Source organism: Thermanaerothrix sp., from assembly GCF_056331585.1.
Window position 1 is genome coordinate 1 of the sequence record NZ_JBWGPQ010000039.1, and the last position, 13,888, is coordinate 13,888.

A 13,888-nucleotide genomic window follows, 5' to 3' on the forward strand; every position below is an offset into this window, starting at 1 on the left:
GGTTGCAAGGAAAAATTCTTGACAAACCAAAAAGTCGTGCTATTGTATATATTGTGTATAAAGCTAATCAAAGTTTGGCGGGTGACACGTCAAGGCATTTTCACCATCGAATAGGGTCACCCACATTGTTGTTGAATTGCTCTGTGACACGATGATGTAATAGCTCATTTCAGGTGGCATTGCTGACCGATAGGGGTCGAAAGGAGGTGGTGTTATCTACGGATGGATATCACAAATCTAAGGATAATAAGGGCTACCCTGTAAAGGAGTGATTAATTGGGTTGTAATTTGTTCCTCAAGTCAAGTCTGGTCCTATGCTCGTTTAGGAGGAGGAGAATATGAGCAAGCGATGGCTGATTGTAGTAACCGCTTTGACCGTCTTGAGTCTGGTGTTGGCAGCCTGCCAACCTCAGGAAGTGGTCAAGACGGTGGTGGTTACTCAGGTTGTTGAAATCAAAGGGACCCCTGAGGTCCGCGAAGTGGTTGTGACTGCAACCCCCAAACCGGAAGAACGCAAACTAGAAATCTTCCACTGGTGGACGGCGGGCGGTGAGCGCGAAGCCGCAGATGCCATGTTTAAGGCATTCAAGGACAAATACCCCGATGTGGAAATTGTTGAGAACCCGGTTGCAGGTGGTGGCGGAGTCTCCCATCGCGTGGTGCTCCAGGCGCGTCTATCCGCAGGATTACCACCTGATACGTTCCAAACCCTGGGTGGGGCGGAATTGAAGTCATATGTGGATGGCGGATACCTGGTGCCTTTGGATGACCTGTGGGCGGAACTCAAGTATGCGGATGTGATCCCGAAGCCGTTGGCAAATGCGGTAACGATTGATGGGCACCCGTATACGGTGCCGCTTAACATGCACATCCAGAACATTCTGTACTACAACAAACCGCTCTTCGATGAACTTAAACTCTCCCCGCCCACGACGTTTGATGAGTTGATCAGTGTGGCCAAGGCGATCAAAGCAGCCAAGCCGAATATGGCGCCGCTGGCCTTAGGCGCCAAGGAGAAGTGGGGTGCGGCGTTTGTCTTTGACAGCATCTTGCTGGAAGTGGGTGGTCCGGAATACTACGTCAAACTCTACAAGGGCGAGATTGATGTCAAGACGGATGCCACTTTCAAGACCGCCTTGGAGAAGTTCAAGGAGTTAATCCCCTACATCAACACCACTAACCCTGGTCTGACCTGGGATGAATCCTGCGGTCTGCTGGTTTCGGGTGATTCGGCGATGGTGATCATGGGAACCTGGGCCATCGGCTATTTCAAGAGCCGTGGTTGGACGCCAGGGCAGGAATTCGGTGCGGTAACTTTCCCGCAGAAGCCCGAACGCATCTTGCTCTTCCATCCTGATACTTACGGCTTGACCAAGGGCGCGCCGCATCCGAAGACCACTATGGATTGGCTGCGCGTGGTTGCCTCGCCGGAGTTGCAAATCCCGACCGATGTTATCCAGGGCGGTTTGTTTGCGCGCATTGACATTGATCCGAAAGAATTTCCGGATCCCATCCGCCAGGAGCTGATGACCTACGTGCGCGAGAATCCCACCAAACTGATCCTCGATCAGCATGGTAGCATCGCTCCCTTCTCCTTCACGCAGGCTTACTGGGATGCCATTGCCGCCTTTGTTGTCACGCCGGATGTAGATGCTACGATCAAGACGGTGGGCGATCTCTTCACCACCTACCAGGTGAAAGAAGGAGCGGCCTGGTATCAGTGGCCATAAAATGGCTCGCATGAAAAGAGCCTTCTCCCCCCTTTATAGGGGAGGGGAAGGCTCTTTCTACCCGTTGGCAGAGAGGATGCCTTGGAGAAGCGAACGATTCGTTTCCGATTTGGAGAAACATTGGTCTTCCTGGGACCTCTATTGGTTTTTTTAATTGTCCTTTACGGCATGCTGATGTGGACGATTTATGTCTCTTTTTCGGACTGGTCAGGCACATCTCCCAATTTCCATTTCGCAGGACTAAAGTGGTATCAGTTAATGGTGGGCTTGGATCGGTTCTGGGTGGACGTGCGTAACAACTTGCGCTGGTTACTCTTGGGGGTGGTGCCAACAGTGGTTATTGCCCTTTTCATTGCCTACCTTTTGGAGATCAGCCCGATACGGGGGATAGAGGGTTATGTACGTACTCTGATACTCTATCCGGTGGCGATGTCATTTATCGTCACTGGAACCATTTGGTCCTGGATGTATCAGCCAGACAAAGGGGTTCTGAATACCATCTTCAGGGCACTGGGACTTGACTTTCTGGTTTCTAATTATGTCAATGACCCCAAAACGGCTACCTTATGGCTTATTGTGATATTTATCTGGCAATATCTGGGCTTTGCGGTCATCATCTTGCAATCGTCGTTCCGTACCACGGAACTCCAAGAAATGGTTGAGGCCGCTACAGTGGATGGTGCTTCCAAATTGCGTATCCTGTTTGATGTGATTGTGCCCAACATCCGTAGCGGCTTGCTGGTTTTGGTGTCGTTGTTGTTAATATCAACTCTCAAAGTATTCGATATCGTTTATATTGTGACCTTTGGTGGGCCGGGATATTCAACTGACGTGTTGGCCTTCTTTATGTTCATCGCTACCTTCCAGCAGCATTTGGTTGCACTGGGAGCCGGATTGGGTGTCATTATCTTCCTGATCGCGTTCATTGTTGTCATCCCCTATACCCTCTACGCATTTCAACGATGGTTCGAATAATTCGCCGCAACCCTATCCTTTTTCTGCTAACCATTTTAGCGCTGGCCTTTCTGACGGTTAGTTATCTCTTGCCTATTTACGTCATGTTTGCAACCTCGCTGAAGACACCGGTGGAGATCACCCAACGCACCTATCTGGTACTAAGTGGGAACCTTCAATGGGAGAACTATGCCACTGCGTTGCGATTGATTGCCCCGGCACTGAGGAATTCCTCAATTATTTCCTTTACGGTGACCCTGTTGGCTACGTTCTTCGGTGCTTTGGGGGGGTATTATTTAGCACGGGTGCGAGCAGGATGGGTGCGGTTTTTGTTCATCCTGGTTGGGATTGCACTTTATCTTCCCTACCAGGTGGTGTTGATCCCATTGGTGCAGTTGATGGCGCTGACACGTTTGGCGTTAACTCATGCCGGTTTAATCCTCAGTTATCTGGTGCTCAATGTGCCGTTGGCGGCAGTGCTGATGGGCACCTTCTTTCTTTCCGTACCGCGGGAATTAGAAGAGGCTGCTGAGGTGGATGGTGCAAGTAAATTACAGATCTTCTTCCGCGTGGTCACCCCTATCTCCCTCCCGGCTTATGCATCAGTTGCAATTATTATCTTCACTCAGGTATGGAATGAGTTCCTTCTGGCACTAACATTATCTACACCTCTGACCACGACGATCCAAGTCAAACTTGCCGAGGTGAAAGGCAGTTTCGTGGCGCTATACAACTTGCAAATGGCGGCGGCGCTGATCGCTGTCCTCATCCCATTGACGTTCTTCCTATTATTGGGGCGCTACTTTATCCGTGGTATTTTGGCTGGTGCCCTCAAGGGGTGATGAAATTTTCTAGGTATGCCACAATACGATGAAAAGTAAGGTGAAAAGGGCGCTAATGATAAGTTGTCGTAGACCGATTTGGGTGGGTTTTTGTCCTAGCGCAGGTCTCCAAAACCCCCAAGCCGACTCAAATAATTGTAAGGCATAGGCAAGGGGAAGCCATGAAGGTAATAGGGAGATTGCGGAAAAGAAACCTGTTGTGCTAACCGCCAAAAGGTTGAGGCCTAGGGCGGGCAGGGCGGTTCGGATTTGGGTTGAAAGAGGGGGTAAACTTTGCCACCGTCGTTGTCCTAGGCGCATGAAAGCGTGCGCGATGGAGGTTAAGGCGTGAAGACTGCATAACCCCCAGAGCGTCCAACCAGTGGAGGAGTAAGTGTCCTTGGTGACCCAATAGGCAGCCGGTGCACCCAGCCCCAGGACGACAGCAACTGCAAAATCCAGAATGGGCTGATGGCGTTCGGCACGCTGGCTGACGAGATAGAGGTAAATCGCCAGGATAGGCGGTGCGGGAAGGGCTAACCAGAGCAGTTCCTTAAAGCCCTGAGCCAAAAGAAATCCTAAACCGACCAAACCCAACAGTCCGTAGGCGCACGCCCACAAGATAGCACCAAATAGATCGGCGCGTGAGCGACGGCCACTTAGAGACTTGACCACCAACGTAAGAGGATGGCGAAAGAGGAAAGCAACCAGAGCGGTGATCAAAAGCACAACCGAGTTTATTGAAAGGGGACGATTGGCTGTGGCTAAACCGAGGGCGAGGGGGCTAAGAAGAAAAACCCAGGCGCCATGTTCTTGGGGAAGCGCGAGGTCACGACGCAACCACATTGAAAGGCTTTGAGGCTTTGAAGTCATCATCTGTGAATCCATGCTCAATTTTCTCCGAGGTTTTGGGTGATTTTACTGCAATTCACTGGCTTTATTTTGCCGTAAAATGGGATAACTTTGATTGTGCTGGCGCAAAGTGATCTCCAGGAATGCAGAAATTTTCACAAAGTTGCCCATACACTCTACTAAAATTTCGGTAAAATTATGAGCGTTGTTACCCGTGACTGTTGGCCCGTGGGATGGGCTTGACGGTTATCCCCATTGATGAGGCGTATGCATGGTTGAGGTAAGAGTATTGATCAAAAACAAGGTGGGCTTACACGCACGTCCGGCTTCTCTTTTTGTTCAGACGGCTAACAAATTTAAAAGCGCCATTACCGCTATTCACGGTGAACGTAAGGCGAATGCAAAAAGCATTTTGAGTGTTCTAACGTTAGGGGCGGATCAGGGAGCAGAACTGATCTTGCAAGCCGAAGGTGAGGATGCCGAAGAAGCTGTGCAGGCTTTGGTTAATTTAATTGAGTCAAATTTTGGGGAGGCTGAATGAAAACAATCCGGGGCATTGGGGCCTCGCCGGGGATCGCCATTGGGCCGGCTTACCGCTTTCAGCGCGTGGATTTGCATGTGGACACCCGTTCGGTGCATGATGTGGATGCGGAATTTGTGCGTTTCTTTCAGGCACTAGAACTTGCTGAGGGACAATTGCGCCTGGTGCATGAAAAAGCGCGCCGAGAGGCCGGTGCAGAGCAAGCAGCAATCTTCGAAGCCCAATTGGAAATGCTGCACGATCCGGAATTGCTGGGTGAAACCCAGGCCGCTATCCGGGATCAGCGTTTGAACGCCGAAGCGGCATGGTGGAATGCGGTCGAGCGGTTTGCCGCTATCCTGGAAGAAATGGAAAGCGAATATTTTCGCGCCCGAGCCGCCGACATCCGAGATGTAGGGCGCCGGGTGCTGCGGATTTTAAAGGGCATTACTGAAGAACCAGTGCAACTCACCGAGCCGGTGGTCATCCTGGCGCAGGATTTAAGCCCTTCCGATACGGTTGGGTTGGATAAGTCGCTAGTATTGGGGTTCTGCACCGCCGGAGGGGGTGAAACATCGCACACAGCAATTTTGGCGCGCAGTTTGGGGTTACCAGCGGTGGTTGCGGCGGGGCCAGAGGTACTTCAAATACCAAGCGGTACCCAGGTCATTGTAGATGGGGTGGATGGACTGTTAATCGTTGAGCCGGACGAGCAGGCACAAGCGGCATTTGTGCAACGCCGTCAAGCCCTGACGCGATTAAGGGAACAGGCGTTTGTACATTGTAAAGAGCCGGCTGTTACCATGGATGGGCATAGGGTAGAAGTGGTGGCAAACATTGGCAATGTACAAGGGGCATCTACCGCCTTGGAGCACGGCGCTGAAGGCGTAGGATTGCTTCGCACCGAGTTTCTGTATTTGGAGCGCTCCACGCTTCCAAATGAGGAAGAACAATATCAAGCTTATCGCGCCATCCTTGAGGTATTTGGGCAACAGCCGGTTGTCCTGCGCACCCTGGATATTGGCGGGGATAAGGAATTAGCCTATATGGAGTTGCCCAAGGAACAGAATCCTTTCCTGGGGGTGAGGGGGATTCGTTTATGCCTGGCACACCCTGAGCTCTTTTATCCTCAGATCCGGGCGGCTTTGCGTGCGGGTGTCGGTTATAACCTAAAATTGATGTTCCCGATGATCGCTACATTGGATGAAGTGCGCGCTGCCAAACGCATTGTGGAAGCCTGCCGTGAAGAGTTGCGCCGTGAGGGTAAGCCCGTTGCCGATACCATTGAGGTTGGTATTATGGTTGAAGTGCCTTCCGCGGCGGTGATGGCGGAGCACTTTGCCCGTGAGGTGGATTTCTTCTCGATTGGGACGAATGATTTAACCCAATATACTCTGGCTGCGGATCGGGCAAATGCGCAGTTGTCAGACTTGATCAGTGCTTTTTCGCCAGCGGTTCTGATCTTGATTGATCAGGTGATCCAAGCCGCTCACCGTCATGGCAAATGGGTGGGGTTATGCGGAGAACTGGCGGGCGAGCCGCTGGGCATCCCGATTTTGTTGGGCTTGGGTTTGGATGAATTCAGCATGAATCCCAGCGCTATTCCATTGGCCAAACAGATCATTCGCTCACTCTCATTGACGCAATGCCAGGAGCTGGCGCGGGAGGTCTTGAGCCTGGAAAGCGCGCAAGCTGTTAAGGAGCGTGTACGAGAACGTTTGCCATTCCTGAGGCTTTCCTGAGAAAGAATTAGAGCGTCCATTTTACACTTTGGATGCTCTGTGTGTTTATTGGGGCTGGTGGTTTTGTTCTATAATAAATCCCATAAATAAATCTCATAGATCCCATTTTCAAGTCCGCAGGAGGCAACGATGAGCATTCCATTTCCTAGTGATGCCTGGATCAAAGCCATGATGGAGGATCTTAATCAAAGTCAGGCCTATGCTGAGGCGGCTAAGAATTGGGAGGGGGATTTTTATTTTGTGATCGAACCTGGAGGTGGTCTAGACCACACTGTTATCCTCTACATGGATTTATGGCATGGCAAATGCCGCGAGGCTTTTGAGGTCACCGACCCTGAGGCACGCAAGCCAGCGTTTCGTTTGAGCGGTCCTGTGCAAACCTGGAAGAAAGTGATGACACGCCAACTTGATCCCATGCAGGCCATGATGACAGGGCAATTGCGTCTTCAGGGGAATATGGCGATGGTGATGAAAAACGTCCGTGCGGCGAAGGAATTGGTTGAATCGTGCACCCGCATCCCGACCATATTCCCGGTGTAGCTTTTCCGGAAAGAACTGCACATTCTCTTAGGTAACGCCTGCTTTTCAACTGGAGACGGTCATGTGGTATTTTGCTTCACCTCTCATTGTGTATGGTGAAGATGCGCTCTCGCATCTTGCTACTCTAGAAGGGCGGCGTGCGGCGCTCATAACCGATGCGCGTCTTGTGGCATTGGGATATGCAGAAAAAGTCACTGACTTTCTTCGCCAAGGCGAGTTGGAAGTAGTTTGTTATGATCGGGTTGAACCTGAGCCGAGCCTTGATCTAGTCAAAGAAGGAGCTGAATTTTTACTCACCCATTCACCCGATTGGATTGTGGCATTAGGCGGCGGTTCGGTGATCGATGCTGCCAAGGCGATGTGGATTCTTTACGCTCAACCTAATCTCGATCCGGAGGCTATAAATCCAATCGAGCGTTTCAATTTGCGGGCGAAAGCACGTTTTGTGGCTGTTCCTACGACCAGTGGCACCGGTTCGGAAGTGACCTGGGCTATTGTGTTGACCAATCGAACTGAACGGCGCAAGTTGGGTTTGGGTAGCCGAGAGGCTATGGCGGATATTGCAATTGTTGACCCAGCCATGGTAATGGACTTGCCCCCACGCCTAACTGCAGATACCGGTTTGGATGCCTTGACACACGCTATCGAAGGGTTCACCAGCACCTATCACAATGACTTTACCGATGGGTTGTGTCTGAAGGCTGCTCAATTGGTGTTTGAATATTTACCGCGGGCTTATCGTCATGGAAAGGACGATCTTGAAGCCCGCGCGCATATGCATTATGCTGCTACCTTGGCTGGATTGGGTTTTGGTAATGCCATGGCCGCTTTAGCGCATGGAATTGGGCATGCATTAGGGGCAATCTTCCATTTGCCTCATGGTCGCGCCGTGGCATTGGCGTTGCCTTATACTATTGCTTATTGTGTTCAGGGGGAGCCGGGCTCAACAAGGTACGCAGAATTGGCCTATTATTTGCGGCTGCCGGCCGAGAATGAACAGATGGCTGCCAAAGGCGTGATTGAAGCTGTGATCGAGCTGATGAGGCAGGTTGAGCAACCGCTCACCCTGGCTCAGGCAGGAATTTCGCAGAAGGACCTGGTACGTGAGATGTCTGTGCTGATAGATCACACTATGAATGATACTCAAACCATCATGAGTCCACGGGTTCCGGATGAATCTGAACTGGAAACTTTGCTTTGGCAAATTTACGCGGGCGATATTTCTCTTTAATCCCCCTCAACCAATGGGAGGCACCATGGCGTTTGGTCGAATGCTTAGATTGGATTTGACACGGGGGACGTTTGAATTTTCTACGTTACCGCGTGCTTTTGTTGAGGGCTTTATTGGTGGAAGCAGTCTAGCGGCGCGCATGATGTGGGATTTGCTCGAGCCTCAGCGTGATCCCTTCCATCCCGAGAGCCCTCTAATATTTATTACCGGACCAATGACAGGGACGGGAGGGCCAACAACTGGGCGATTTACAATTTGTGGACGTTCACCTCAGACTGGGTTATGGGGTGAGTCCAATATCGGCGGTTTTGTTGGCCCTGAGTTGCGGCAAGCAGGGGTGGATGTGTTATGGATCACGGGACGTGCTGAGGAGCCAGTGTATGTCTTTATTCGCGATGGAGAAGTCCTCCTACGCCCTGCAGGTCACTTATGGGGGAAGGCAGATACCTATCAGACTCAGGTCATCGTGAAAGAGGAAGTCGGAGAACCTCGTGCTCGGGTGGCGTGTATTGGATTGGCAGGGGAGAACAAGGTGCCGATGGCAGGGATTCTGGCCGACCATGGACGGTTGGCAGCCCGAACCGGTCTTGGGGCGTTGATGGGATCGAAAAATCTGAAAGCCGTGGTGGTACGCGGAACTGGTCAGGTCCCCTTGGCGCGAGCGGATGAATATCGTAAACTTCGTGTAGCAATAAATAAAAACTTGCTGGAACAAAACCTCACCGCAGTCTTGAGGGCCACGGGCACCTCGGGCGCGGCAGAATACCTGCAGTTTATGGGGGATATGCCACAGCGTTATTGGACGGCGGCAACGTTTGAGGGAGCGGCAAACATCAGCGGTTCGACCATGGCAGAAACCATCTTGACCGGAACAAAGGCTTGTCAGGGTTGTGTAATCTCATGTGGACGAGAGGTCATGATTTCCCAGAGGCCCTATGCAACTCAAGGGAAAGTAAAGGGACCAGAGTATGAAACCATCTGTGCGTTTGGGTCGCAGTTATTGGTGGATGATCTAGCAGCGATCACCGCACTGGGCGAGCGGTGTGATCGGCTGGGTTTGGATACCATTTCGGCCGGAAATACGCTGGCATTGGCTTATTTGTTGTTTGATCATGGGATCATCAGCGAAAAGGATACGGGGGGGTTAGTATTACGTTGGGGGGATCCAACCCCTTGTTTTGTGCTCTTGGATCAAATGACACGACGCGAGGGTTTCGGAGCGTTGTTGGCCCTGGGTAGCCGGGCTCTGGCAACTCATTATGGGGTGCCCGAATTGGCTGTGGAGGTTAATGGGTTAGAGGTACCTATGCATGATCCACGTGCGTTTAGCGGCCAAACGCTTTCCTACCTGACCTCGCCACGAGGCGCTTGTCACAACCAAAGTGATTTCTTTCAGGTCGAAATGGGTGGAACGTTAGAGGAGATCGGTATTTCTATGCCGGAGCGGTTCCAGGATGAAGGAAAGGCGGCATTGGTGGCGCGTCATCAACATTGGCGCACGGTTTGTAACAGCCTGGTGATGTGCTATTTTGCGGTGGTTTCACCGCATGCCGTTTGCGAATTGCTCAACGCCGCTCTGGGGGTAGATTGGGATGTGGATACGATGCTTCTAGCCGGCGAGCGAGGCTGGAATATGAAGCGACTGATCAATTTACGCCTTGGTTTGAAGCCTGAACATGAAAAATTACCTCGTTTGCTTCTTCAACCGTTACCAGAAGGGGGACAACAGGGCTATGTGCCGAATACAGAGATACTACTCAATGAATACTACGCTGCCAGTGGTTGGGATCGCGCTACAGGTTGGCCAACCGAGGAGAAGATCAAAGCCTTGGGTTTGGGCTTCGCCTTATAGGTTCAACGCACTATAGCTGTCAACTCGATCTCACCGCTTTTCTCGAACCTTAATTTTAGTCTAACCTGGTCGCCTGGATTAAGGGTACGGTTAAGACCGATGAGCATAATATGATAGCCCCCTGGTGCTAATCTCACCGCGCTCTGAGCGGGAATTTCAAGACGATTAATCGGCTGCATTTGCATCACATCGCCACTCATAACTGTTTGATGAATCTCAGCCTGGTTAGCCACATCAGTAACAACCTCAACCAGGTTATCTTGGGTGTGACCAAGGTTGCGAATCACCATGTAAACAGCACTGGTCGTCGTTGAACCTGCCGATGTCTCGTGGCTGTGTGTGGGCGTTTCCATCCCGTGATCCATGGATGACATAGGTGCTGTATCCAATGCACTAGCACGTGCCCAGGCTTCCTCGATACGAATCAGAGGGTGGGATGGGGCGCTTTTGAAGTAAACGTAATAAATAAATCCTAGGACAATAAAAACTGTGGTCAGACCTATTACCCAAACCCAACGTTTCATTATTAACTCCTCTCTCGCTTTGAATTTCTTTGATTTTATAAAGAAGCAAGAATGAGAGTAAATCCCTAGATTGAGTGATTCATTTCTCCGCAAAATGGGGGATGGAAAAACACCAGCCCAATTTGGGGCTGGCGTTTCAAGCAAGGGTAAACGGATTGGACTATTTTGCGCCTGAAGGGGGATAGAAGCGGAACTTCCAGGTATCCGGCTGGGCTTCCTGGCGGAGGGTTGAACCGGGTGTGGCGATATGAAACCAGGTTTGACCGGGTGCAAGCGGGAAAGGACGCCCATCTGGATAACGCAGGCGCACTGGTCGCGCCAGACCGGTGGTCTTTTCGTAATCCTCACTTACCATGCTCCAGATCAGGTTGGTATAGACCTGGCCGTTACGGAAAACGATGGCACGGCCTTTGCTGCCCGGCCCCATATTCAAATCTATGATAGTGGGGCGACGGGCGGTGTGCTCAACAAAGAGGATAACAATGTTCTCAAAGAGCAGAGGACGGTTGGTGAGGCGATCTGTAGCTGGAGCGAACGTCCCAACCTGACTTTCGGTACCAAAATCTTGGTAGCGCCAATAAGCCTGAGCCACTGGATCGTAAATCCAGCGCGCCTGGTTTAGGTAAGCATAGAAGATGTTGATCTGGGTCGCCGCTTGTCCCCCAGGTGGAGGTTGGGGGTCGAAGGTATTACCGGAATAGTTGGGAGGTGATTGGGGATTCCGGTTCGCTTCGGCAAGTGCGCGTAATTGGCTGACAGAAAGACCGGCGCTGTTGATGTCCTGAGGATTGGTGCCAAAAACATTGCCGCAGATACGAAGGTTAACATCAGCCGACTTACTGGCTGCCACTAAGCAACCATTTGGAAAGGCATTAGCGATGGGAACATAGGCCTCGCGTCCGGAGCGTACGCCAGCTAAGCCACTATCCTGGGGTTGTTCAATCCCACTTAGCCCGGGCTTGGCGTTAGTACCGGAGGTTGACGGAGATGAATTCCAAAGCAATCCAAAATCCAGGGTGAGGTTTGTTTGTTGGAAGGTGATGAGTTCGGTCTGACCTGTGCGTGGGTCAGCATCGCTGTCTATGCTATCATCGCCAGCATTGGCTTGGGTTAGAGAAAAACCATTCGGGATTTGAATATGGAGGCGGTATTGGGCTCCAGTTGGGGGTGTAAATGCGTAAAAACCATTCCCATCGCTCAATGCGGTCTGGACAATTTTCCCTTGAGGGTCAAGAAGGTGAATTTCAACACCTCCTAGCCCGGCTTCCCATGGCTGTTGTAGGCCGTCGGAATTTTGATCCCACCAAATTCGATTACCCAGCCCCGGACCTGTTATGCGGAGGGGGTCAGTGCGGGGGCGAAGTTCAGGGGGGGTGGGCAATGACTGTGGCGGTTCTCCGTAGAACACAGCCAGAAAGCGCGTCATGCCCTCGGTGATGTAGATTTCATACACCTGGGAGGCAAATGAAAGGCCGGTTTGAGGACGAACACTTGGGGGAAAATTAGAAAGAGAGACCAGTACGGCGGGTAATTCCAACCAGGAAGGGTCGGAGACCGTTAAGCCGGTGAGCGGATTGTAGCCCGGAGGAAATTGAGAAAGGTCGGGACCAAGCGGATAGGATGGTGAGGTTGATGGGGGCGTTGGGGTGGCTGCAGTGGCAGTTAGGGGGGCGGGATAAAGAGTTAGGCTCAAAATGAGTATAAGGAAAAGCAAGGGCCACAAGGCCCAATGCTCTTTTTTCATGACAAGGCCTCCTTAGCATTTATTTGCATTATAGCAGGTATGAGGGGGAGAAAAGTTTACAAATTTGTTATGTGGGTTGAGGATGATGAGTCAAGAGCATGAGATGCCAACCGTTTTATATGGGCTATTATGGCAATTAGTCCATTTAGCCTTTGAGGGGTCAAAATATAATGTAATCCCAAGCCCAGATAAAAGTCATCGGGGATACGGAGCACGTCTTCAGGTTTGGTATCCCATAGTCCTTGTTGGAGGATCGCGGCGTAACCGCGAACGGTAGGGGCTTCCGGCGGTATTTCAAAATAAAACCGCAAACGTCCCTGCTGGGTGTGCATATAAACCGTTACCGGCGTCATGCATTCGGGGACGGATTCGGGCTGGCTGAACTTATCAGCCAGCCCTTCCGGGACGGATAGAAGGCTGGCGGAAAATTCAAGGAGTAATTCCATCTTCTCCTGGCGATCGCTGAGTGCGAAATCATCCAGGATTTCAGCTAAACGGGGCGGTAGCAAGGTGAATCGGTCCATACTTCATTTCTCGATTGGCACGTTGACCAGATTACCCCATTCTGTCCAGGAACCATCATAATTTTTGACCTTAGGGTAGCCCAACAAGTACTTAAGGACAAACCAGGTGAGCGAAGACCGTTCACCAATGCGACAATAAGCAATGATTTCCTTATCCGGGGTGATGCCACGGCTTTGAAATAGGGCGCGCAATTCATCCGGGGATTTGAAAGTGCCGTTTTCAGTGTTGACGGCCTGAGCCCAAGGGATGTTCACCGCACCTGGAATGTGTCCGCCGCGTTGAGCACCTTCTTGGGGATAGCCCGGCATATGCAGCAGTTCACCCGAATATTCCTGTGGAGATCGCACGTCAATCAAGGGAAGTTTTTGTTCTATGTGACGAAACACCTCATCGCGGAAAGCGCGAATAGAAGCATCAGGGGCCTTTGCCTGATATTGGGTCGGGGGATAGGTAGGAATGTCCTTGGTCAGAGGGCGACCTTCGGCAACCCACTTTGCTCGTCCGCCATTCATAATTTTTAGGTGTTCGTGACCGTAATAGGCAAAAAGCCAGAAGGTATAACAGGCAAACCAGTTATTTTTATCGCCATAGAAAACGACGGTGGTATCGTTGCTAATCCCTAATCTTGAGCATAGGGCTTCAAATTCAGACTGATCAATAAAATCCCGGCGGAGAGGGTGTTGTAAGGTTGTAAACCAGTCCACTTTGACGGCGCCAGGAATGTGACCGGTTTCATAAAGTAGGGGGTCTTCGTTGGACTCTACGAGGCGAATTGAAGGATCATTAAGGTGCTCTGCGACCCAGGCAGTTTCGACCAAATACTCAGGATAAGCATAGCGATTTTCGCTCATAA

Annotated in this window: 13 protein-coding genes; 8 read left to right on the plus strand and 5 right to left on the minus strand. The window is 51.2% G+C overall.

Annotation, left to right across the window (positions count from 1 at the left end):
• The first annotated feature begins 338 nt into the window (after window positions 1-338).
• The 3 genes from AC01YT_RS11695 (at window position 339) to AC01YT_RS11705 (ending at window position 3,526) form a co-directional block, all read left to right on the plus strand.
• Window positions 339-1,730: an ABC transporter substrate-binding protein gene (locus AC01YT_RS11695; protein WP_476675623.1), complete on the plus strand. Its 1,392-nt coding sequence runs from the start codon at window positions 339-341 to the stop codon at window positions 1,728-1,730.
• Between the two features lie 81 nt (window positions 1,731-1,811).
• Window positions 1,812-2,705 (plus strand): carbohydrate ABC transporter permease, encoded by an 894-nt coding sequence (locus AC01YT_RS11700; protein ID WP_476675625.1) that lies wholly within the window; start codon window positions 1,812-1,814, stop codon window positions 2,703-2,705.
• Window positions 2,693-3,526, plus strand: a complete 834-nt coding sequence (locus AC01YT_RS11705; RefSeq protein WP_476675627.1) for a carbohydrate ABC transporter permease — start codon at window positions 2,693-2,695, stop codon at window positions 3,524-3,526. The genes AC01YT_RS11700 and AC01YT_RS11705 overlap by 13 nt, the downstream gene beginning before the upstream one ends.
• Window positions 3,527-3,535: 9 nt before the next feature.
• On the opposite strand, the gene AC01YT_RS11710 is transcribed toward AC01YT_RS11705, so the two are convergent.
• A complete protein-coding gene (locus AC01YT_RS11710; protein WP_476675629.1) occupies window positions 3,536-4,381 on the minus strand; it encodes a YwiC-like family protein in 846 nt (281 codons plus the stop codon).
• Between the two features lie 247 nt (window positions 4,382-4,628).
• Here AC01YT_RS11710 and AC01YT_RS11715 point away from each other — a divergent pair, with 247 nt between their 5' ends.
• The 5 genes from AC01YT_RS11715 (at window position 4,629) to AC01YT_RS11735 (ending at window position 10,242) form a co-directional block, all read left to right on the plus strand.
• Complete coding sequence (locus AC01YT_RS11715) at window positions 4,629-4,898, plus strand: HPr family phosphocarrier protein (RefSeq protein ID WP_476675631.1); 270 nt, start codon at window positions 4,629-4,631, stop codon at window positions 4,896-4,898.
• Window positions 4,895-6,619 carry a phosphoenolpyruvate--protein phosphotransferase gene (gene ptsP / locus AC01YT_RS11720; protein ID WP_476675633.1) on the plus strand — a complete coding sequence of 575 codons (1,725 nt, stop codon included), beginning with the start codon at window positions 4,895-4,897 and terminating at the stop codon, window positions 6,617-6,619. The genes AC01YT_RS11715 and ptsP overlap by 4 nt, the downstream gene beginning before the upstream one ends.
• A gap of 129 nt (window positions 6,620-6,748) precedes the next feature.
• Window positions 6,749-7,159 carry an SCP2 sterol-binding domain-containing protein gene (locus AC01YT_RS11725; protein ID WP_476675635.1) on the plus strand — a complete coding sequence of 137 codons (411 nt, stop codon included), beginning with the start codon at window positions 6,749-6,751 and terminating at the stop codon, window positions 7,157-7,159.
• A 61-nt stretch (window positions 7,160-7,220) separates the two neighbouring features.
• Window positions 7,221-8,390, plus strand: coding sequence for an iron-containing alcohol dehydrogenase (locus tag AC01YT_RS11730; protein ID WP_476675637.1), 1,170 nt, complete (start codon window positions 7,221-7,223; stop codon window positions 8,388-8,390).
• 25 nt (window positions 8,391-8,415) lie between these two features.
• Complete coding sequence (locus tag AC01YT_RS11735) at window positions 8,416-10,242, plus strand: aldehyde ferredoxin oxidoreductase family protein (RefSeq protein ID WP_476675639.1); 1,827 nt, start codon at window positions 8,416-8,418, stop codon at window positions 10,240-10,242.
• A gap of 2 nt (window positions 10,243-10,244) precedes the next feature.
• Here the strand turns inward: AC01YT_RS11735 and AC01YT_RS11740 are convergent, their stop codons facing one another.
• From AC01YT_RS11740 to AC01YT_RS11755, 4 genes are all read right to left on the minus strand, one after another.
• Entirely contained in the window at window positions 10,245-10,766 is a 522-nt protein-coding gene (locus AC01YT_RS11740; RefSeq protein ID WP_476675641.1) for a copper chaperone PCu(A)C, read from the minus strand.
• 160 nt (window positions 10,767-10,926) lie between these two features.
• Window positions 10,927-12,510 carry an SdrD B-like domain-containing protein gene (locus AC01YT_RS11745; protein ID WP_476675643.1) on the minus strand — a complete coding sequence of 528 codons (1,584 nt, stop codon included), beginning with the start codon at window positions 12,508-12,510 and terminating at the stop codon, window positions 10,927-10,929.
• A 56-nt stretch (window positions 12,511-12,566) separates the two neighbouring features.
• Complete coding sequence (locus AC01YT_RS11750; RefSeq protein ID WP_476675645.1) at window positions 12,567-13,034, minus strand: SufE family protein; 468 nt, start codon at window positions 13,032-13,034, stop codon at window positions 12,567-12,569.
• A 3-nt stretch (window positions 13,035-13,037) separates the two neighbouring features.
• A complete protein-coding gene (locus AC01YT_RS11755) occupies window positions 13,038-13,886 on the minus strand; it encodes a sulfurtransferase (protein WP_476675647.1) in 849 nt (282 codons plus the stop codon).
• Window positions 13,887-13,888 lie beyond the last annotated feature (2 nt).

What these genes read in the sequence shown, in the direction of transcription:
- AC01YT_RS11735 (WP_476675639.1), top strand. Translation starts at nt 8,416, where the DNA reads ATGGCGTTTGGTCGAATGCTTAGATTGGATTTGACACGGGGGACGTTT.
- ptsP (WP_476675633.1), top strand. Translation starts at nt 4,895, where the DNA reads ATGAAAACAATCCGGGGCATTGGGGCCTCGCCGGGGATCGCCATTGGG.
- AC01YT_RS11695 (WP_476675623.1), top strand. Translation starts at nt 339, where the DNA reads ATGAGCAAGCGATGGCTGATTGTAGTAACCGCTTTGACCGTCTTGAGT.
- AC01YT_RS11725 (WP_476675635.1), top strand. Translation starts at nt 6,749, where the DNA reads ATGAGCATTCCATTTCCTAGTGATGCCTGGATCAAAGCCATGATGGAG.
- AC01YT_RS11705 (WP_476675627.1), top strand. Translation starts at nt 2,693, where the DNA reads ATGGTTCGAATAATTCGCCGCAACCCTATCCTTTTTCTGCTAACCATT.
- AC01YT_RS11740 (WP_476675641.1), bottom strand. Translation starts at nt 10,766, where the DNA reads ATGAAACGTTGGGTTTGGGTAATAGGTCTGACCACAGTTTTTATTGTC.
- AC01YT_RS11730 (WP_476675637.1), top strand. Translation starts at nt 7,221, where the DNA reads ATGTGGTATTTTGCTTCACCTCTCATTGTGTATGGTGAAGATGCGCTC.
- AC01YT_RS11750 (WP_476675645.1), bottom strand. Translation starts at nt 13,034, where the DNA reads ATGGACCGATTCACCTTGCTACCGCCCCGTTTAGCTGAAATCCTGGAT.
- AC01YT_RS11755 (WP_476675647.1), bottom strand. Translation starts at nt 13,886, where the DNA reads ATGAGCGAAAATCGCTATGCTTATCCTGAGTATTTGGTCGAAACTGCC.
- AC01YT_RS11745 (WP_476675643.1), bottom strand. Translation starts at nt 12,510, where the DNA reads ATGAAAAAAGAGCATTGGGCCTTGTGGCCCTTGCTTTTCCTTATACTC.
- AC01YT_RS11715 (WP_476675631.1), top strand. Translation starts at nt 4,629, where the DNA reads ATGGTTGAGGTAAGAGTATTGATCAAAAACAAGGTGGGCTTACACGCA.
- AC01YT_RS11710 (WP_476675629.1), bottom strand. Translation starts at nt 4,381, where the DNA reads ATGATGACTTCAAAGCCTCAAAGCCTTTCAATGTGGTTGCGTCGTGAC.